Origin of the sequence: Paraburkholderia sp. CNPSo 3076, from assembly GCF_026343935.1 — a bacterium.
Classification (GTDB): domain Bacteria; phylum Pseudomonadota; class Gammaproteobacteria; order Burkholderiales; family Burkholderiaceae; genus Paraburkholderia; species Paraburkholderia nodosa.
This window is the reverse complement of the sequence record NZ_JAPMAL010000018.1, coordinates 44,572-63,278: the sequence shown is the minus strand read 5'-3', so window position 1 is coordinate 63,278 and position 18,707 is coordinate 44,572. Positions and strand designations below refer to the sequence as shown.

Here is an 18,707-nt window from a genome sequence, read left to right as displayed (position 1 = left end):
GCGCACGATCCAGCCCGGCGACCGATGCGGATCTCGTTGCGTTCGGCAGGCATTTCTCGTCAAACCCGGATTTGCCGTATTGTCTGAAGCGCAAGCTGCCGCTTACGCCCTATGTACGCGCAGCATTCTGGGGCGGCGACGAACAGCACTATTCGGACTTCCCGGTTCATCACTCGAACTCAGAGGCCGCAACGGCCCTGTGATGCGCTCATTACGCCCTCATCAATCGAAACAGGAGTCAGTCATGTCACGGACAGTCAGGTTTGCACAGGCAGGTGGCCCGGAAGTGCTGCAATTCGTGGATGAACCGGTACGCGCCCCCGGCCCCGGCGAAGTTCGCATCACGGTGAAAGCGATTGGTCTGAATCGCGCGGAATCGATGTGGCGCGCCGACCAGTACATCGAGCCCGTGCGCTTTCCGGCAGGCCTCGGGTACGAAGCGGCCGGCATGGTCGACGCCGTGGGCGAGGGAGTAGTCGGCATCGCACCGGGAGACAAGGTCAACGTGATCCCGTCGTTCTCGATGAATCAGTACTTCACGTACGGAGAAAGCATCGTCGTGCCGGACTATGCGCTCGTCAGGCATCCTGAATCGCTTTCGTTCGCGCAAGCCGCCTCGGTATGGATGATGTTCGTCACCGCATACGGCGCGCTGATCGAAGATGCGAAGGTGGGCGCCGGCGATTGTGTCGTCGTGCCGGCCGCGTCGAGCAGTGTCGGACTTGCGGCGATCCAGATCGCGAACTACGCCGGTGCGACTTCGATCGCGCTCACGCGTCACGCCGGCAAGAAACAGCCGTTGCTCGACGCGGGCGCGGCGCACGTGGTCGTGACCGACGAGACGGATCTGGTGGACGAAATCATGCGCATCACTGGTGGAAAGGGGGCGCGTGTCGCGTTCGATCCGGTCGGCGGCCCGAACTTCGCGAAGCTGATCTCGGCGCTGTCTTTCCAGGGGATCGCGTATCTCTACGGCGCGCTCGATGAACGTGCCACGACGCTGCCCGTGCTGGAGATGATCGCGAAGGTCGTCAGCGTGAAGGCCCACAACATCTGGCTCACCAGCGGCGATGCGCAGCGCCGCAAGGCCGCCGTGGAATACGTGCTAAAGGGACTCGAAAGCGGCGCGCTCAAGCCCGTGATCGACCGTACCTTCGCGTTCGAACAGATTGTGGATGCGCACCGCTACCTCGAAACCAATGGGCAGTTCGGCAAGATCGTGGTGACGGTGTAATCCGCCGATGCACGGCGCCCAGCATCGACGAAAACGATCAGCAATACCCGGTGCGAAGCGCCGCTGCCCAATCGGGCCGGCCATTGGCGGCAGCACGTTCGGCCACCGCGTGCCAGTCGTACTCCACGGCGCGAAACTCCACCTCCCAGCCGCGCGAGGTACGGGCGACGCTCGCGTAGCGCGCATGCGGCGTCCCCGTTTCCATACGATGCGTGAAGGGATGCGTGTCCTCGTACGCGGGCAGGCCGACACTGCCTGGGTTCACGATGAAGCGGCCGTCGGCGAGCTGCATCGAGCGCGCGAGATGCGTATGGCCGCACAGAATCAACGCCGCCTCGACCTCGGCCGCGCGGCGTCTGACCTCGCCATGCGTGGCCGTTCGGCAGCCACTCGCCGTGACGGTTTCGAGGAAATAGGAGAGGTCGTCCTGCGGCGTGCCGTGCACGAGCAGCACGTCGCTTTCTAGCCATAGCGTGGCAGGCAATGCGCTGACCCATGCCAGATGTTCTTCACTCAGCACGCCGCGCGCAAAGCGGTCCGATGGCCCCATGCGACTGCCATCCGCGCTGAGAAGCTGTCTTTCGTGGTTGCCGCGTATCGTGGGCAACCCAAGCTGCATCAACCGGTCCGCCGTTTGTGACGGATACAGCGGGCCAGAAAGGATGTCGCCGAGATTGACGATCACGTCCGCCCCTTGCCGCTCGATATCGTCGAGCACCGCTTCGAGAGCGGGCAAATTGCCGTGAATGTCGGAAAGCGCCGCGATTTTCATGGTGCGAACGGAGGCTGGCCGCGAAAGTCGTGAATTGGGCGATTCTGGACGATACGCCGCCCGGTGTCCACGGTGCGATCGCCTGTCTAGCAGACCGGTTATTGATAGATCAATCCATAAACTCTATTCTCGCGTCATGGTCAGACCTGGAGAATTCGATCGGGACGAAGCACGGCGGCGCGCGCTGCGCGTGTTCTGGGCGAAAGGCTATGCCTCGCCTTTCTGCTGATGACCATGCAGGCCACACAATTCGCGGCGCGATTAAAGCTTCATGCGTTGCAAGACACGATCGTTGAGCACGAAGCGATGAAACAGCGCCGCGGCCACATGCAGGCAGATGAACGCGAACAGCACCCACGCGAGCACGCTGTGGACGTCGCCCATGGCGTGCCCGAACGACGAACCCGCAGGGGAGAGCGCGGGCAGCGGGATGGCGCCGAACAGCGTGACGTCCCACGCGCGCGACGAGGCGTTGATCCATCCGAGCACGGGCACCGCGATGAGCAGGGCGTAGAGGCCGACATGCGTGAGGGCCGCCACGGCGCGCATGAACGGCGTCTGGTCGTCGGGCGGCGGGCGATGAGTCGCGCGCCAGACCAGACGGCACACCATGGCGGCGACGAGCGCCGTGCCGACGCCCAGATGCCACGCAATTTCGCCAACGGGGCGCGTGTCGCGGTGCACATCGGGCATGGTCCAGCCGATCACGAACTGCGCCGCCACGAGTGCGACGACAAGCCAGTGAAGCAGGCGCGCAACGAGGTCGTAGCGCGAATCGGCGGCGATTTGCATGGGCGCTCCGTGCTCAGCAAGGGTCGGTTGAAAGCGGCAATTCTAGCGTGCCGAGATTAACGGATCATTAACTGCGCGGCTTGCCGGCCCCCTTAAAGCCACGTCCCCCCCTGGCGCTCGTTCGGCTCCTGTGCAAGCGCATTGAAATCGTGGATCCAGTCGAGATGATTGAGCACGCCCTCGCGCGAGCCGAGCCGGGCGTTGCGCTCCTGCGCAGCGGGGCCATCGGGCAGATGCAACACGTCCGCCGTGGTGATCGAAGCGTACTGCACCTTGCGCGTGCGGCCCCGGCGCAGGCGCTCGTAGGCTTCCTGCGCTGCGCGCCAGTTGCCCGGTCCCGCCTTCGCCAACTGGGCGGCCAGCACCACGGCATCCTCAATCGACTGGTTCGCGCCCTGGCCGTGGTGCGGCACGAGCGCGTGCGCGGCGTCGCCGATCAACGTGATGCGGCCCTTGCTCCAGCGGCCGAGCGGCGGGCGGTGGAACAGCCCCCAGCGCTGGCTGATCGGTACGGCGGTAATCATCTGCACGACGGCCGGGTGCCAGTCCCTGAAAAGGCGCAGTTGCTCGCCTTCCTGGGCAGGCATGACCCATTCGCGCGACGGCCATGGCGAGGGTTGGCGCTCGACCAGCAGGAAGTTCTGGTCGCCCTTGTCGCCAATCGGATAGTGCAGCAGATGGCCGCCCGGCCCGACCCAGAACTGAATGGTCTCGGGATCGGGCAACAGGTCCATGCGCTCCGCGGGCACCACGCCGCGGAAGCCCGAGCAACCCGAATACAGCGCGTCGTCGTAGCCCAGCATCCAGCGCCGCGTGATCGAGCGCGCGCCGTCGGCGCCGATCACGAGATCGGCATCGACGCGTTCACCGTTGGCGAAGGTCAGGTTCACGCGATCGGGATGCTGTGCGAGATCGACGAGCCGATGGCTGAGCTTGATCCGCTCGAGCCCGACCGCGCTCGACAGCACCGCTTGCAGATCGGCGCGATGCACCCCCCAGTACGAGCCGCCGAATTGCCCGCGGTAGTCCGGTGCGCCGCGATGGTGGCCGATCACGTCGCCGCTGCGTCCGTCACGATAGACGAGCCCCGGCACTTCCGCGCAGACTTTCTCGAAGGCCGGGCGCAGGCCCATGCGCTCGTAGAAGCGCGTGGCATTGGCCGAGAGCGCGACGGCCGCGCCGACTTCGCGTAGCTCGTCGGTCTGCTCGAAGAGTTGCGCGTCGATGCCGTACTCGCGCAGCGCGAGCGCGAGTGTGAGGCCGCCGATGCCAGCGCCGACGATCGCAATCTTCAGATCACCTGGTTTCATGACTGTGTCTCCGATATTCAGATTTGTGGGGTCGGCTGGCGCTGGTTCGTCACGCGCACACCGTGTCCGTATTCTCGGCAGCCACTACTCATTCCACAATAAAATGGAATGAATCTACTTCATCACTGGATTGAATGAATGGAACTGGGCGAAATCGATCTCAACCTGCTGCTGCTTTTTCATCGGCTCATGCGGGAGCGGCGCGTGGCGAGCGTGGCCGAGCAGATGAACATGAGCCAGCCCGGCGTGAGCAACGCGCTCGCGAAGCTGCGCCGCCTGCTGGACGATCCGCTCTTCGTGCGCGGGCCGGGCGGCGTGGTGCCCACGCCGTTCGCGCTGCGTCTCGCGGAGCCGGTCGCGCAGGCGCTCGCCACGCTGCACGGCGCGCTCAATCCCGTGACCGGCTTCGATCCGCTGCGCGCCACGCGCACCATGACGATCGGCATGACCGATATCGGCGAGGTCGTGTTTCTGCCCGCGCTGCTCGAGCGCCTCGCGCGCGAAGCGCCGGGCGTTGCGCTCAACACCGTGCGCAATACGGGCGTCACGCTCAGCGACGAGATGGCCGACGGCCGGGTCGATCTCGCGATTGGATTGCTGCCGCAGCTCAAAGGCGGCTTCTATCAGCGGCGCCTCTTCGATCAGCGCTATGTCTGTCTCTTCAGGCGCGGTCATTCGCTGGAGAACGCGCCGCTCACGCTCGCGGCCTGGCGCGAGGCCGAGCATCTGGTGGTGGTGTCGGCGGGCACGGGGCACGGCCAGGTCGACGAGTGGCTAAAACGGCGCGGCGTGAAGCGTCAGGTGCGGCTCTCGGTGCCGCACTTCATGAGCGTGGGCTACATCCTCGAGCGCACCGATCTGATCGCCACGGTGCCGGAGCGGCTTGCGCTGCAACTGGCGAAGCCATTTTCGCTGAGCCTGAGCGCACTGCCCATGAAGCTGCCCGCTGCACCCATTCATTTGCTCTGGCACGCGCGCGTGCAGCACGACGAAGGTAACCGCTGGCTGCGCGAACTCGTGGTCGAACTCTTTGCCGATGCGGGCGGGCAAGCCCGCAAGGGCGGCGGCGCTGCCCGCTCCTAAGCGGCGAGGGAATCAGCCAGCGTCACGAGTTACATCATAATGTGATATAAATTGCGGAGGATGTTACTGAACGATCTTGAGCGGCTAGAGGAACCATGAGCAATCACAACGGCGACAGGGGCGATTTCGCAACCGATGTCCGGCTCCTGCGCATTAGCGCCATTGCGGCCGCTGGCGGCGCGCTGAGCACCGTCGCGGCGGACTTTCTCCTGCACCTCATCCGCTTCTTCACGAACCTGTTCTTCTTCCAGTCGTTTTCCACGGCGAATCATTCGCCGGCGCAGAACACGCTCGGCGTGGTCGTGGTCGCGATGCCCGTGATCGGCGGCCTGATCGTGGGGCTGATTGCGCGCTATGGCTCCGAGCAGATTCGCGGCCACGGCATTCCCGAAGCCATCGAAGCCATCTTGTTCGGCAAGAGCAAGATGTCGTCTAAAGTCGCCGTGCTTAAGCCGCTGGCCTCCGCTATTGCGATCGGCAGCGGCGGCCCGTTCGGGGCCGAAGGCCCGATCATCATGACGGGCGGCGCGATCGGCTCGCTCATCGCGCAGTTCTTCCACCTCTCGGGGACAGAGCGCAAGGCGCTGCTCGTGGCGGGCGCGGTGGCGGGCATGACCGCGGTGTTCGGCACGCCGGTCGCCGCCGTGCTGCTCGCCATCGAGCTGCTGCTGTTTGAATTGCGGCCACGCAGCCTGCTGCCTGTGGCCATTGCCTGCGCCGTTGCCGGATTTACGCGTCCACTGCTGCTCGGCAGCGGCCCGCTCTTTCCGCTGCAAACCATGCCGCTCGGCACGGTCGGCATCGTGTCGTCGTGCATTGGGGCTCGTTGCGGGCGCGTTGTCGTGGGGCCTTTCCACGTGGCTCTACAAGGTCGAGGACCTGTTCGGCAAGCTGCCGATCCACTGGATGTGGTGGCCGGCGCTCGGCGCCATCGCCGTGGGCATCGGCGGGTACTTTCAACCGCGCACGCTCGGCGTGGGCTACGACGTGATCGGCGATCTGCTGCATAACCACCTCGCCATGCAGGTGGTGATCGGCATGGCCTGCTCGATGTCGATTGCGGGTGGGGCGCACTGGACATTCGGGCCGCGCAGCAATACGGCGCGCGCTGCGTAGGCGTCACGCAGTCGAAGAATCAGTTCGAATGGGCGCGCGAGTGCGTGAAGGCCGCGGGTCTCGCCGATCGCATCGACATACGCCTGCAGGCGTACGCCGATGTCAAAGGCCGCTTCGACCGTATTGCGAGCCTCGGGTGTTCGAATGCGAAGGCCGCAGCGATCTTCAGGACTACGTTTCAGTATTGCAGGAACACCTCGAACCGGACGGTGTGCTCGTGAGCCACGGCATCATGTGGACGGCGCCTGGCAGCATCGACTCGCGCTTCGGCCTCGACAGCGGCGCGTACCTCGCGCGCTATCTCTTTCCCGACGACGAACTGCCCGACCTGGGCTATGCGCTCACTGCCATGCGCGAAAGCGGCATCGAGGTGTCGAACATCCAGAAACTGCGCCGGCATTGCGTGCGCACGCTGCGCCTGTGGGAAGAGAGTTTCCGCGCGAAGGAAATGGCGCTGCGCCAACTCGTGAACGACCGGAAATACCAAACGTGGCGTCAATATCCGCGACTGGGCCACGGCGTTCGAGCGCGACGAGGTATCGATCTACGAGATCGTCGGGCGCAAGGTGGGCACGCGGGCCAGCGCGTTGCCCTGGCCCGGCGTGAGTGAGTTCAGCCCTTAAGCGATCCTGCTAGCGGAATTTGCCCGCGCGTTGCGTGGCCGCGGGCAACTGCCGCGTTTCGCGCACCGAACGCGGATGCCACAGGCGCGCGCCGCCCTCGATGCCGCGGTCGTTCGGCACGGTGGCCACGTTCGGCGGCAGATCGAACGTGAGGCGAGCCGCGTTGCCGCCGCCTATCCACAGCTTGTCGTAGTGCACGAGCGAGTCGAGTATGCCGACGATCTTCTCGACGCGCGCGTTCCAGCGCTTGTTGCCGGCCTTGCTGCGCGCGGCGTCGCCGATGTACTCGTCGTAAGCGCGCTTCCTGCTGACCGGATGATGCGCGAGTTCGAGGTGCGGCATCAGTTCGCCGTCACGGAACATGGCCGTGCCGACGCCCGTGCCGAGCGTCATCACGAATTCGAGGCCTTGCCCTTCGATCGCGGCGAGGCCCTGCATTTCCGCGTCGTTGATCATGCGCACCGACACAATGCCCAGGCGCTCGCCGAGCATCTGGGCGAGCGGCACGTCGTTCCAGTCATCGGGGCCGAGGTGCGGCGCCGTGATCACATGATTGTTGCGCACGAAACCAGGAAAGCCGATCGAAACGTGGGTAGCCGGATACTGCTTGAGCAGCGGGCCGACGAGCGTCGCGAGCGTCTCGACCAGCAAGGCGGGCGGGCACGGATGCGGCGTCGCCACGCGCACGCGCTGCGTGCGCATCGCGCCGCTCGCGTCGATGATCGCGGCCTTCAGGCCCGTTCCGCCTACGTCGATGGCGAGAATATTTTCGATGTCCTGCGAGGTATGCGTTGCACTTACCGCGCTTTTCACAGCGCTTTTCTTGACCGCCTTTCCTATTTTGGTCATACGTTCTCCTTGGCTGTCTGGTTCACGTCTTCTTTGCTGGCGTCGGCGCGAGGGCGCGCCACGCCCGGCCGTCGCGCGCGAGCAGGGCATCCGCCTGTGCCGGGCCTTCGCTGCCCGCGGCATACTCGTACACGGGAAGCGCGGCGTCGAGTTCCGGGTGCAATACGCCATCCACCGTCGACCATGCCGCTTCTATGCCGTCGGCGCGCTGAAAGAGCGTCTGGTCGCCGAGCATGCAATCGTAGAGCAAGGTTTCGTAGCCGACGTTGGCACGCTCCGCGAAGAAGTCGTCGTAGTCGAACGACGAATGCACCGGGCCGATCTGCACGACCGGCCCCGGCGTCTTCACGTTGAAGTCGAAGCTCGTGCCATGCGACGGATCGATGCGCAGCGTCAGCACGTTGGGCGTGAGCGTATCGACTGGCGTGTCGCGAAAGAGCAGAAACGGCACGCGCTTCAACTGCACCGAGATCTCCGTGCGACGCGCAGCCAGGCGCTTGCCGGTACGCAGATAGAACGGCACGCCCGCCCAGCGCCAGTTGTCGATCTGCACGCGCGCGGCGGCATAGGTTTCGGTGCGGCTGTCTTGCGCGACGTTGGGTTCTTCGCGGTAGCCCACGCCCGCCGGGCCTTTTGCGTATTGACCGAACACCACGTCGTCGGGCGTGAGCGGCTTGAGCGCATCGAAGATTTCGGCTTTCTTGTTGCGCACGGCTTCGGCGTCGAACGAGTTGGGCGGCTCCATGGCGACCATGCCGAGCAGCTGAAACAGGTGATTGGGCACCATGTCGCGAAACGCGCCGGTCTGCTCGTAGAACTTGCCGCGACCTTCCACGCCGATCACTTCCGAGGCCGTGATCTGCACGCTGTCGATGTACTCGCGCCGCCAGACGGGCTCGAACATGGCGTTGGCGAAGCGCAGCGCGAGAATGCTCTGCACCGTGTCCTTGCCGAGGAAGTGGTCGATGCGATAAACCTGCGATTCATTCGCAAAGCGCAGTACATGCTCGTCCAAGTCGCGCGCCGAAGCGAGATCGGCGCCGAAGGGCTTTTCGATCACGACGCGGCGGAACATGCCGTTGCCGTCGTTACCCTCGTCGAGCAGCCCGGCGTTGCCGAGACGTTCGATAATCGGCTTGAAAAAGCGCGCACCCACGGCGAGATAGAAAACGGCGTTGCCGCGCGACTTGCCGTTCAATTGCTGCGCGAGGCGCTCAAACGCGCTGTCGTCCTCGAATTCGCCCGCCATGTAGGTGAGGCGCTGCGCAATCCAGTCCCACGCCTTGTCATCGAGCTTGCCGGCGTGGAAAGTGCTCGCCTTGTCGGCGGCGAATTTTTCCAGCGAGGCGTGCAGGTCGTCGGACCACGCCTTCGTCTCGCGCTCGCCATGATTCACGCCGATGATCTTCATGCCGTCGTCGAGCAGGCGGTCGACGGCGAGGTTGTAGAGCGCCGGCATCAAAAGGCGTTTGGTCAGATCGCCGCCCGCGCCGAAGATCACGAGCGTGCAGGGCGGCGCGGGATGCTTGCCGGCGGGCGAGGCGGGCGCGGCCGGTGCGCCGTGAGGATGCGCAGGCACTTTCGCGCTGGGGGCCGCGCGGGAAGCCGCGCTGGAGGAATCGGGCTGGGTCGGTTTCGTCGACATGATTTCGCTTCAGTGGGCCGAAATGAATACAGCGAGCAAATCCGGTACCTTGACTGACCGAGTTTGCGCGCATTGAGTTCAATCCGCCATTGAAGGCGTTTTGTAATATCGTGGGCGCGCATGTCGGGCCGTTCCCCACCTTGCTGATGGCGCAATTCGCAGTACCCTAACCGGCGACGGCACTTCGATCAATCTGCGTGAACCGACTCGAGGATGGTGGTTATGTCCGAAAAGCACTCCCCCGACGAAAAAGATTCCCATGATCCGCAGGGCATGCGTGGCGGACTGACGAACTACGGCGACACGGACTTCTCGCTGTTCCTTCGCAAGGCCTTCATCAAGGGCGCCGGATATACAGACGACGCGCTCGAGCGTCCCATCATCGGCATCGCGAACACGGGCAGTGCGTACAACCCGTGTCATGGCAACGTGCCCCAGCTTCTCGAGGCGCTCAAGCGCGGCATTCTGCTGGCAGGCGGATTGCCGATGGAATTCCCGACCATTTCCATCCACGAGAGCTTTTCGCAGCCAACCAGCATGTTCATGCGCAACCTCATGTCGATGGACACGGAGGAGATGATTCGGGCGCAGCCCATGGATGCGGTCGTGCTCATCGGCGGCTGTGACAAGACGGTGCCCGCGCAGTTGATGGGCGCGGCATCGGCGGGCATTCCGGCCATTCAGCTCATTACCGGGTCGATGGTGACGGGCGCGCATCGCGGCGAACGCGTCGGCGCGTGTACGGATTGCCGCCGCTATTGGGGCAAGTTTCGCGCCGGCGAAGTCACGGCGGAAGAGATCGCCGAGGTGAACGACCGCCTCGTGCCGAGCGTCGGCACCTGCGCCGTTATGGGCACGGCCAGCACGATGGCCTGCGTGGCGGAAGCCATGGGCATGACGATGCCGGGCGGGGCCTCGCCGCCGGCGGTCACGTCGGACCGAATGCGCGTGGCCGAGCAGACCGGCGCGCAAGTCGTGGCGATGGCGCGACGGCGGCTCACCATCGACCAGGTGCTCAGCGCCGGGTCGTTCGAAAACGGCTTGCGGGTGCTGCTGGCCATCGGCGGGTCGACCAACGGCATCGTGCATCTTGCCGCTATTGCCGGGCGCATGGGCTTCGACATCGATCTGGACGCGGTGGACCGCATGGGCCGCGAAACACCGGTGCTCCTCAACCTGAAGCCGTCCGGCGAGCACTACATGGAAGATTTTCATCGGGCTGGCGGCATGGCCACGCTGTTTCATGAACTGAAGCCCCTGCTGCATCTCGACGCCATGACCGTGACCGGCCGTACCCTGGGCGAGGAGATGGAGCGCGCCGGGCCGCGCTTCGCGCAGGACGTGGTGAAGCCGCTCAGCGCGCCCATTTACCCTCAAGGCGGCCTGGCCGTGCTGCGCGGCAATCTCGCGCCGGGCGGCGCGGTCATCAAGCAATCGGCCGCTTCGGCGGCGCTCATGGAGCACGAGGGCCGCGCGGTGGTGTTCGAAGACGCGACCGATATGGCGAACCGCATCGACTCCGACGACCTCGACGTGCATGCCGACGACGTGATCGTCCTCAAGCGCATCGGGCCCAAAGGCGCGCCGGGCATGCCCGAGGCCGGCTATATCCCGATCCCGAAGAAGCTGGCGCGGGCCGGGGTGAAAGACATGGTGCGGATTTCGGATGGACGCATGAGCGGCACCGCATTCGGGACGATCGTGCTGCACGTCACGCCGGAAGCCGCCATAGGCGGCCCGCTCGCACATGTCCGTAACGGCGACCGCATCCGCTTGAGCGTGGCCAACCGCGAGATCAGCTTGCTCGTGGACGACGATGAACTGCGGCGCCGGGCGCAGGCGAATCCGGTGACTGCACCCACGGCAAGTCGCGGTTATCACAAGCTCTTTCTGGACACCGTGACCCAGGCAGACAAGGGCGCCGATTTCGATTTCCTCAGGGCGGCCGAATCGCGAGGCGCAGTCCCCAGGAAGTAGCTTGCGCGCCGGAAAACCGGGTGCGAAGTCGCGCGTGGCCGCACTGCTTGCCCGGCGCCCCGTTTTCGGTATAATGAAAGCTCGTTCGGAATATCGAACAAGAATAACCACGCAGCAGCAAAGCATCCAGAGTCGGACTGACCGACGCCAACCTGCCCTCCCGGGCAAGGTGGAAGCCCTAGAGGCGATGCGGCCGATTTACGGCAACGATACGGGAGCAGCCTGGCTGGCACCGGTTCGATCAACCTTCATCCGGAGCCCCCATGCGTCAAGATACCTCCTCCTCGTCGACCGTCTGTGAAGACCTGTCGCACTGTCTACCTGGTTTCACGTTGACTCACACCGTTCATCTGGTGTCCGGTCTGGATCTCAGCGTCGTTTCGACCGCCGCCGGCGTGCTCGACGGCGAACAGGTGGTCGTCGACCGATGGGCCGTGACCCGCTTCGGCGACGTGCTCGAGCAAAAAATCGTCTTTGGCGACATGACCGAAAGGCGGGCGGCCCGGCTGCGCGAACAGCTCGCGGCCGTCGACGGCGTGTTGCGCGCGAAGATAGAGCATCATTTCGTGCGCGCCCGCTGAGACCGCAGGCTGGCGTCGCCGATGCACTTAACGAGGAGCCAGGGTGCCAGACACCAGCGTTGAACAGGGGCAACACCCACGCGTCTTTGTCGCGGACATCGGCGGCTCATACATCAGGCTCGGTGTATCGGACAGTCCGCGCAGCGTACGCCTCGTCGAAAGCGCGCCGACGCCCATCGACAGTTGGGAGGCGTTCGGCGCGGCCCTCGAAGCCCTCGCGGCTCGCCACATTGGCGAGACTCGCTCGCCCCTCGTCATCTCCATGGCGGGGGCGGTCGATCCCGCAAGTGGCGTGATTTGCGCGTCCAACGTCCCATGCGTCTCGGGCCGCGTGCTCGGCGCGGAGTTGTCCTCCCGGCTCCAGCGGCGCGTGCGCATTGCCAACGACGCAGACTGCCTCGCCCTGGCCGAGGCCGTCGAGGGCGCGGGTGCGGGCCACGATGTCGTGTTTGGCGTGGTCCTCGGCTCCGGTGTCGGCGGCGGGCTCGTCGTGGGCGGTCGTGTGGTGGGTGGCGCGAGCGGCATCGCCGGCGAGTGGGGCCACGGGCTGCCCGTCAGCACGCACGTCGACTTCGACGGCACGGGCCACGCTCAGCCCGTGCGCGCATTGCGTTGCGGCTGCGGGCGCCTCGGCTGCGTCGACACCATTGGCGGGGCACGCGGTCTGGAACGGCTCCACGCACTCCTGAACGACGAACAGAAAGACAGCCACGCCCTTCTCGACGACTGGCAGCGAGGCAGCGATCGCGCGCTGCGTACCGTTTCCGCCTGGCTCGCCCTGGTATCGGAACCCCTCGCTGCCGTGGTCAATATCACGGGCGCTTCGGTCGTCCCGGTCTGCGGCGGCCTTTCGAATGCGGCCCCATTGATCGACGCGCTGGATACGGCAGTGCGCAAGCGCACGCTGCGGCAGTTTCGCGAACGCGTCGTGGTTCCGGGCGAGTTTCGGCGGGACGGCGGACTCATTGGCGCGGCCATCATCGCGAGGCAGGACGACTGGCGGGAGCCGTAGTGCGCCGTGATCGCATGCATAGGAAAAATGGGCTTCCGACGCCTAAACTGATCTATGAAGCCAGACGGCTATCGGTCAGCGTATCGGTCAGCGGCTATCGGGGTAAGCATCATGAAAGCGCGTGAATTGTGCAGACTCGTGCTCGTGCTCGTGGCGCTATGTATCAGCGCCGGGGCGAGCGCGGGCAGAGGCGGCGGCTGGGGCGGCTATGGCGGCGTGAATCACAGTAGCGGCTGGAGCGGCGGCTACCACGGCGGCTATCACGGCAGCTATCACGGCGGCGGCTGGTATCACGGCGGTTATTACCATGGCGGCTACTACCACGGCTACGGCTGGTATCACGGCGGTTACTATCACGGCTGGTATGGCTGCTGCGGTTCGGCGAGCGTCGGCTTCTACTTCGGCCCGGGATTCGTCTACGGCTATCCGTTCTATCCGTACTACTATCCGCCGTACATCGCGAGCGTCTACTACCCCTACGTTTCCGGCGACTTCTCGCAGCCCACACAGTGGATCGAACAAGGCCAGGGCCAGGCCCAGGCCGAGCCCCAGTACGGCGGCGCCAATATGTACGATCAAAACGAGCAATACGGGCAAGGCGGGGGCCAGGGCGGGCAGGGTGGCGAGGCGCCATACGGCGTCTGGTACTACTGCGTCGCGTCACAGACCTACTACCCGTACGTGCGGACCTGCCCCGGCGGCTGGCAGCAGGTGCCCGCGCGGCCACCTGACAGTTGAATGGCGGCGCGTCAGCGCACCGCGTAGCGTTCGGCGTCGGCGTGGCGGAACATCAGGCCATGGCCGTGGCGCGCGAGGTCGGGCGCGATATGCCCGGCGCGCAGGTGCGGTGCGCCTTCGAACAGCATGGCCTCGATGCGCGCGTGATCGTGAAACCACTCGATATGCACGAGGCGGCGCGCCGCGCACGCCACGTGCAGATGCAGCGCCGGCGCGCAATGCGCCGAGAGCGGCGTATGCCACGCATCGCACAGCGCGTCGGCCTGCAGAAAGCCGGTGATGCCGCAGCAGCGCGTGGCGTCGGCCTGCAGTACGTCCACGGCGTGGCTTTCCAGCAGCTCGCGGAAGTCGTCGGCCGTGTAGGCGTATTCGACCAGCACGAGCGTGGTGGAGCGCCAGGCGATGGTGCCGTCCGCTTCGGGGCGGTCGGTGGGGATCGTATAGGCGCGGGCTTCGAGGCGCGTGACTCGGGTTGCATTCATGGTGCTGTGGTGCATGCCGGTTTCACAGCAGCTTGTCGAGCGTGATCGGCAGATCGCGCACGCGCTTGCCCGTGGCGTTGTAGATCGCGTTCGCCACCGCGGCGGCCACGCCCACCACGCCGATCTCACCCACGCCCTTTGCGCCGAGCGGATTCACCACGTCGTCGTGCTCGTCCACGAACAGCACGTCGATCTCGCCGATGTCGCGATTCACCGGCACGTGATACTCCGCGAGGTTGTGGTTCATGATGCGCCCGAGCGCATGGTCGAATTGCGCTTCCTCGTGCAGCGCCATGCCGATGCCCCATACCACGCCGCCGGCGATCTGGTTCGCGGCCGTCTTCGGGTTGACGATGCGGCCCGCCGCGACCGCGCTCACCACGCGCGCCACGCGCACCACGCCGAGCGCTTCGTCCACGCGCACTTCGGCGAACACGGCCGAATGCGTCGCCATGGAATACCGCTGCTGGAGCGCCTCGGGCTTTAGCGTGATCTGCCCTTCGAGCGTTTTCATGCCCGCGTCGGCGAGCACGTCGGCAATGCGGGCGCGCGTATCGGGCCGGCCGGCGCTCTCGCGCAAACACACCTCACCGCCTTCGATCACGAGGGCTTCGTCCAGCATGGCGGGGTCGAGATTGGCGAACGTCACGCCGCCGTGCGCAGGCAGCAGTTGCGCGAGGCGCGAGCGCAGCTGCGTGCAGGCAAGCGATGCGGCGCTGCCCACGGAAGCCACGGTCCACGAGCCGCCTTCGATCGGCGCGGGGGGCAATGAAGTGTCGCCGAGCGTGAAGTCCACGTCGTCGATGGCCATGTGCAGGGCGTCGGCGGCGATCTGCGAAATGGCGGTGTACGTGCCGGTGCCGATATCGGCCGTGCCGCTGGCGAGTTCGAGCCGGCCTTGCGCATTGAGCACGGCGCGCACGGTCGCTTCGGTCTGCAGCGCTTCCCAGATGCCCGTGGCCAGGCCGTAGCCCACCAGTTCGTGGCCCTCGCGCATGGCGCGCGGCGTCGCAATGCGCGCGCCCCAGCCAAAACGCTCGGCGCCCTGCGCGTAGCAGTCGAGCAGCGCCTTGCTCGAATACGGCAACTGCTTGTTCGCGTCTTCGTCGGCGTAATTGCGGATGCGCAGTTCGAGCGGGTCCATGTTCAGCGCGACGGCCAGTTCGTCCATGGCGCATTCGAGCGCGTAGAGGCCTTGCGCGGCGCCGGGCGCGCGCATGTCGAGGGGCGTGTATACGTCGAGCCGCCCGAGCTTGTAGCCGAGCTGGACGTTCGGCGCGCGATAGAGCCGTCCCGTCCAGTTGACGACCACGTCGGTGAAGTCCTCGAACTGCGAGGTATCTCCCACGGCTTCGTGAATCATCGCTTCGAGGCGGCCGTCGCTTTGCGCGGCGAGCGCGACGTGCTGGATCGAGGCGGGCCGGTGCCCGAAGGTGAACATCTGCGCGCGCGTGAGCGCCACGCGCACGGGCAGGCGCAGCGCGCGCGCCGCCATCATCGCAAGCGGCAGATGATATTGCGGCCGCAGGCCGGAGCCGAACGCGCCGCCCACGAACGGCGAAATCACGCGCACGCGGTCCTGCGTCAGGCCAAATACCTTCATTAGGTACTGCTGAGTGTTGCTCACGCCCTGGGTCTTTTCGTAGACTGGGTGGCGCTCGACCGCTTCATCAAACATTGGTGTGAAGAGGGTCCGGGCATGGGCGACCCGCTGGTGCAACGCGCACTGCAGATGCGCAAGGCCCTGCACGAAGAGGTTTGCGAACGCGGCTGGAACGCCCGGCGCGGCGCCTTCGTGCGCGGTTACGGCGAACAGGCGCTCGATGCGAGCGTGCTCCTCATGCCGCTGGTAGGCTTCATGCGCGCCGACGAGCCGCGCATGTCGGCCACCATCGACGCGATTCGCGCGGAGCTCGGCGAAGGCGGCCTGATTCGACGTTGGCGGCGCGGCGCAGACGAAGCGCCCGACGAAGGCACCTTCCTCGCGTGCTCGTGCTGGATGGCCGACTGTCTGTATCTGCGCGGCGACCGGGACGAGGCCGTCGCCCAGTTCGAGCGCGTGCTCGCCGTGGCCAACGACGTCGGTTTGCTCGCCGAAGAATATGACGTGGGCGCGCAAAGGCTGGCGGGCAATTTTCCTCAGGCGCTCAGTCATCTCGCCGTGGTCAAGACGGCGATGCTGCTGAGCGGCTCGGCGAAAGGCCATCGCCGCGCCAGGTGAGCCGGCGCGAGCACATCGCTGTGCTCATCGCTCGATCGACCACGACGCTTCTTCGTGCACTCGCGCCACGAGCGAGGAAAGCACGGTTTCCACGGCGTCGCCGCCGGGGGGCGCCTGCCAGCGCACTTCGAACGAAGCGTCGAGGCGCTGGTGCGATGCGGTTTCCGCCGTGAGATGCGTGACACCGAGCAGCACCACGCGGCAGCGGCGTCCTCGCAACGCGTCGTCGAGCAGCTTGCGGGCATCGTCGCCGGCATCGTGCCCTAGCGTGATGTAAGCGCGTCTGCCGCGCGGCAGGCGATGCTCGATGTGCTCGACGCCATGCAGAACGAACAGCACGTTCACCTGAAGCATGGCGAGGCAGGCGGCGAGGCACACGAGCAAGCTCGTGCGCAGCCCGGGCGCGTTGCCCGCTTCGCCGCGATTCAGGCCGATCAGCGCGCCGGCCCGCGATGGCCACGATCAGCCGGGCCACGAAATCGGGCCAGGTAACGACGAGCGGCACCGGGTTCATGAGGGCGGCGGGGTTCATTGCGGGCTCAGGGCATAGTGACGCAAAAATGCGCGCAAGCCGTATGCCCTTGCGCTGCGCCTCGCGCTAGTGTGTGTAAGTCAACGGTGGATCGCGTCGCGCAGCCGCGTGACTTCGGCGGGCGCGATGGGCGGGGCGTTGTTGCCCCACGCGCCGCGCACGAAGCTCGCCACCTGGGCGACTTCGCTGTCCGTGAACTGCGTGCGGAACGCGGGCATCTTGCGCGGCATGCCGCCGTTGCTGGTTTGCGGACTCTGGCTGCCTTCGACGATGAGGCGCAGCACGCTCGTCGCGTCGGACGAGAGCGCGAGTGCACTTCCCGCAAGCGGCGGCGCCTTGTCGGGTTTGCCGGCGCCGTCGGCGCCGTGGCATTTCGCGCAGTACGAAAGATAGAGGCCCGCGCCAGGCCGCTCCGGCGTGCCGTCGTGCAGCGCCGCCATGGTCGAGGCGCGCGCGGCGGCGGAATCGGCGTACTGGCCGCTCGCCTCGCGTGCGGGCAGCGACTTCAGATAGGTGGCGATGGCGTGCAGATCGTCGTCGCTCAGGTATTGCGTGCTTGCGCCCACCACGGGCGCCATGGCGCCGAACGCATAGGCGCGATCGTTGTGGCCGTCGCGCAGGAACGCGGCGATGTCGTCGGCGCTCCAGCGGCCAAGACCGCTGCCGGGGTCGCCCGTGAGATTCGGCGCGTACCAGTGGTCGGTCACGCCGCCCGTGAGGTAGAGCGGGCTGCTTTGCGTATAGCCCATTTCGTTGTAGGCGGGCCCGCGAGGCGTGTGGCACGCCCCGCAGTGGCCGAGACCCTGCACGAGCCACGCACCGCGATTCCACTGCGCGGAGTGCGCGGGGTCGGGCTCGAAGCGGCCATGTTGTGCGAACGCGAGACGCCAGAACAGCATCACCCAGCGCTGGTTGAACGGAAACGGCAGATGTGTTTGCGGCGCGGCGTTCGGCACCGGCTTCACGCCATACATGAAGTACTGGTAGAGCGCGTTCACGTCGCTTGCGTGGAGCGCCGCGAACGACGGATAAGGCATCGCCGGATAGAGCCGCTTGCCGCCACGTGCCTCGCCGCGCTGCAAGGCCGCGGCGAACTGCGCGGGCGTGTAGTCGCCGATGCCGTGCACGGGGTCGGGCGTGATGTTGCTCGCGTAGATCGGACCGAACGGCGAATTCACGGCGAGACCGCCGGCGAACGGCTCGCGTTTGGCGGAATCGTGGCACGAGGCGCAATCGCCCGCCTTTGCGAGCTTTTCGCCGAGCGCGATCTGGGCGGCATCGGGCGGCGGTTTCGTCGTCGCAAACGGCTCGTCGCGGTGGCAGCCGGCGAGCAGCACGAGGGCGGCGAGCCAAGCGCTCGAACGGGCGCGCGCATTCATCGCAGCGCCCCGCATAACCGTTCGAGCGGCAACGCGAACAGCACCGATATCGTGAACACGAGCGCGATCGTGAATGCGACGGCAACGGCGGTGCTGCTCCACGCGAGAAAGCGGAAGGTGTCGCGCTGCGGCGTGTTGACGGCGGCGCTTTCGCGCCACGTGCGCCGCGCCAGCAGCGCGCCGGTGAGCGCCAGCGCGAACGCGGCGGCGGAGACGAGTGCAAGTGTCCAGTGCACGACCTGCCAGGGCTCGCCATTGCGTTGCGGGACGCCGCCCGCGCAGGCGGTGGCCGCGAGCGTCTGGCAGAACAGCACGTGGCCCGCCCAGATGGCCGGCACGCCAAAAATGCCGTACCACACGG

15 protein-coding genes, 5 pseudogenes and 1 riboswitch are annotated in these 18,707 nt (G+C 66.0%); of the genes and pseudogenes, 10 read left to right on the top strand and 10 right to left on the bottom strand.

What is annotated here, in order from left to right; all coding sequences use genetic code 11:
* Nucleotides 1-23: 23 nt before the first annotated feature.
* Together M3A49_RS21520 and M3A49_RS21515 are read left to right on the top strand one after the other, a co-directional pair.
* Nucleotides 24-203: pseudogene (locus M3A49_RS21520) on the top strand (alkene reductase); the annotation flags it as partial.
* 41 nt (nt 204-244) lie between these two features.
* Nucleotides 245-1,234, top strand: coding sequence for a zinc-dependent alcohol dehydrogenase family protein (locus M3A49_RS21515; protein ID WP_266230745.1), 990 nt, complete (start codon nt 245-247; stop codon nt 1,232-1,234).
* Nucleotides 1,235-1,271: 37 nt separating this feature from the next.
* On the opposite strand, the gene M3A49_RS21510 is transcribed toward M3A49_RS21515, so the two are convergent.
* The 3 genes from M3A49_RS21510 to M3A49_RS21500 form a co-directional block, all read right to left on the bottom strand.
* Nucleotides 1,272-2,006 carry a metallophosphoesterase family protein gene (locus tag M3A49_RS21510; protein WP_266230744.1) on the bottom strand — a complete coding sequence of 245 codons (735 nt, stop codon included), beginning with the start codon at nt 2,004-2,006 and terminating at the stop codon, nt 1,272-1,274.
* Nucleotides 2,007-2,267: 261 nt separating this feature from the next.
* The gene (locus M3A49_RS21505) at nt 2,268-2,798 is read right to left on the bottom strand and encodes a cytochrome b (protein ID WP_416338991.1); all 531 of its coding nucleotides are present in this window, start codon (nt 2,796-2,798) and stop codon (nt 2,268-2,270) included.
* A 92-nt stretch (nt 2,799-2,890) separates the two neighbouring features.
* Complete coding sequence (locus M3A49_RS21500; protein WP_266230743.1) at nt 2,891-4,108, bottom strand: FAD-dependent monooxygenase; 1,218 nt, start codon at nt 4,106-4,108, stop codon at nt 2,891-2,893.
* A gap of 138 nt (nt 4,109-4,246) precedes the next feature.
* Here M3A49_RS21500 and M3A49_RS21495 point away from each other — a divergent pair, with 138 nt between their 5' ends.
* The 3 genes and pseudogenes from M3A49_RS21495 to M3A49_RS21485 all read left to right on the top strand — a co-directional run bounded on the left by M3A49_RS21495 (nt 4,247) and on the right by M3A49_RS21485 (nt 6,917).
* Nucleotides 4,247-5,191, top strand: a complete 945-nt coding sequence (locus tag M3A49_RS21495) for a LysR family transcriptional regulator (RefSeq protein WP_266230742.1) — start codon at nt 4,247-4,249, stop codon at nt 5,189-5,191.
* A 95-nt stretch (nt 5,192-5,286) separates the two neighbouring features.
* A pseudogene (locus tag M3A49_RS21490) lies at nt 5,287-6,232 on the top strand (chloride channel protein); the annotation flags it as partial.
* A gap of 2 nt (nt 6,233-6,234) precedes the next feature.
* Nucleotides 6,235-6,917: pseudogene (locus M3A49_RS21485) on the top strand (class I SAM-dependent methyltransferase).
* A 22-nt stretch (nt 6,918-6,939) separates the two neighbouring features.
* Here M3A49_RS21485 and M3A49_RS21480 read toward each other — a convergent pair.
* Entirely contained in the window at nt 6,940-7,779 is an 840-nt protein-coding gene (locus M3A49_RS21480; protein ID WP_266230740.1) for an ROK family protein, read from the bottom strand.
* Nucleotides 7,780-7,801: 22 nt separating this feature from the next.
* Nucleotides 7,802-9,424, bottom strand: a complete 1,623-nt coding sequence (zwf, locus tag M3A49_RS21475) for a glucose-6-phosphate dehydrogenase (RefSeq protein ID WP_266230739.1) — start codon at nt 9,422-9,424, stop codon at nt 7,802-7,804.
* A 222-nt stretch (nt 9,425-9,646) separates the two neighbouring features.
* On the opposite strand from zwf, the gene M3A49_RS21470 reads away from it, so the two are divergent.
* The 4 genes from M3A49_RS21470 to M3A49_RS21455 all read left to right on the top strand — a co-directional run bounded on the left by M3A49_RS21470 (nt 9,647) and on the right by M3A49_RS21455 (nt 13,732).
* Entirely contained in the window at nt 9,647-11,401 is a 1,755-nt protein-coding gene (locus tag M3A49_RS21470; protein WP_266230738.1) for an IlvD/Edd family dehydratase, read from the top strand.
* A gap of 117 nt (nt 11,402-11,518) precedes the next feature.
* Nucleotides 11,519-11,622, top strand: a riboswitch (SAM-I-IV-variant riboswitch).
* A 42-nt stretch (nt 11,623-11,664) separates the two neighbouring features.
* Nucleotides 11,665-11,982 (top strand): hypothetical protein, encoded by a 318-nt coding sequence (locus M3A49_RS21465; protein WP_266230737.1) that lies wholly within the window; start codon nt 11,665-11,667, stop codon nt 11,980-11,982.
* 43 nt (nt 11,983-12,025) lie between these two features.
* Nucleotides 12,026-12,994: an ROK family protein gene (locus M3A49_RS21460; RefSeq protein ID WP_266230736.1), complete on the top strand. Its 969-nt coding sequence runs from the start codon at nt 12,026-12,028 to the stop codon at nt 12,992-12,994.
* Nucleotides 12,995-13,105: 111 nt separating this feature from the next.
* A complete protein-coding gene (locus M3A49_RS21455; RefSeq protein ID WP_266230735.1) occupies nt 13,106-13,732 on the top strand; it encodes a hypothetical protein in 627 nt (208 codons plus the stop codon).
* An 11-nt stretch (nt 13,733-13,743) separates the two neighbouring features.
* On the opposite strand, the pseudogene M3A49_RS21450 reads toward M3A49_RS21455, so the two are convergent.
* Both M3A49_RS21450 and M3A49_RS21445 read right to left on the bottom strand, forming a co-directional pair.
* A pseudogene (locus M3A49_RS21450) lies at nt 13,744-14,208 on the bottom strand (enolase C-terminal domain-like protein); the annotation flags it as partial.
* Between the two features lie 28 nt (nt 14,209-14,236).
* Nucleotides 14,237-15,862 (bottom strand): annotated as a pseudogene (locus tag M3A49_RS21445) (xanthine dehydrogenase family protein molybdopterin-binding subunit); the annotation flags it as partial.
* A gap of 51 nt (nt 15,863-15,913) precedes the next feature.
* Between M3A49_RS21445 and M3A49_RS21440 the strand changes: the two are divergent.
* Complete coding sequence (locus M3A49_RS21440; protein ID WP_266230732.1) at nt 15,914-16,435, top strand: glycoside hydrolase family 15 protein; 522 nt, start codon at nt 15,914-15,916, stop codon at nt 16,433-16,435.
* A gap of 24 nt (nt 16,436-16,459) precedes the next feature.
* Here M3A49_RS21440 and M3A49_RS21435 read toward each other — a convergent pair whose 3' ends face one another.
* The 3 genes from M3A49_RS21435 to M3A49_RS21425 form a co-directional block, all read right to left on the bottom strand.
* Complete coding sequence (locus tag M3A49_RS21435; protein WP_266230857.1) at nt 16,460-16,831, bottom strand: hypothetical protein; 372 nt, start codon at nt 16,829-16,831, stop codon at nt 16,460-16,462.
* 216 nt (nt 16,832-17,047) lie between these two features.
* Nucleotides 17,048-18,346: a c-type cytochrome gene (locus M3A49_RS21430; protein ID WP_266230731.1), complete on the bottom strand. Its 1,299-nt coding sequence runs from the start codon at nt 18,344-18,346 to the stop codon at nt 17,048-17,050.
* Nucleotides 18,343-18,705, bottom strand: coding sequence for a cytochrome C oxidase subunit I (locus M3A49_RS21425; RefSeq protein ID WP_133188745.1), 363 nt, complete (start codon nt 18,703-18,705; stop codon nt 18,343-18,345). Before M3A49_RS21425 ends, M3A49_RS21430 begins: the two co-directional genes overlap by 4 nt.
* Between the last annotated feature and the right edge of the window lie 2 nt (nt 18,706-18,707).

Coding starts and splice junctions, on each gene's coding strand:
- M3A49_RS21515 (WP_266230745.1), top strand. CDS start 245: ATGTCACGGACAGTCAGGTTTGCACAGGCAGGTGGCCCGGAAGTGCTG.
- M3A49_RS21510 (WP_266230744.1), bottom strand. CDS start 2,006: ATGAAAATCGCGGCGCTTTCCGACATTCACGGCAATTTGCCCGCTCTC.
- M3A49_RS21505 (WP_416338991.1), bottom strand. CDS start 2,798: ATGCAAATCGCCGCCGATTCGCGCTACGACCTCGTTGCGCGCCTGCTT.
- M3A49_RS21500 (WP_266230743.1), bottom strand. CDS start 4,108: ATGAAACCAGGTGATCTGAAGATTGCGATCGTCGGCGCTGGCATCGGC.
- M3A49_RS21495 (WP_266230742.1), top strand. CDS start 4,247: ATGGAACTGGGCGAAATCGATCTCAACCTGCTGCTGCTTTTTCATCGG.
- M3A49_RS21480 (WP_266230740.1), bottom strand. CDS start 7,779: ATGACCAAAATAGGAAAGGCGGTCAAGAAAAGCGCTGTGAAAAGCGCG.
- zwf (WP_266230739.1), bottom strand. CDS start 9,424: ATGTCGACGAAACCGACCCAGCCCGATTCCTCCAGCGCGGCTTCCCGC.
- M3A49_RS21470 (WP_266230738.1), top strand. CDS start 9,647: ATGTCCGAAAAGCACTCCCCCGACGAAAAAGATTCCCATGATCCGCAG.
- M3A49_RS21465 (WP_266230737.1), top strand. CDS start 11,665: ATGCGTCAAGATACCTCCTCCTCGTCGACCGTCTGTGAAGACCTGTCG.
- M3A49_RS21455 (WP_266230735.1), top strand. CDS start 13,106: ATGAAAGCGCGTGAATTGTGCAGACTCGTGCTCGTGCTCGTGGCGCTA.
- M3A49_RS21440 (WP_266230732.1), top strand. CDS start 15,914: ATGGGCGACCCGCTGGTGCAACGCGCACTGCAGATGCGCAAGGCCCTG.
- M3A49_RS21430 (WP_266230731.1), bottom strand. CDS start 18,346: ATGAATGCGCGCGCCCGTTCGAGCGCTTGGCTCGCCGCCCTCGTGCTG.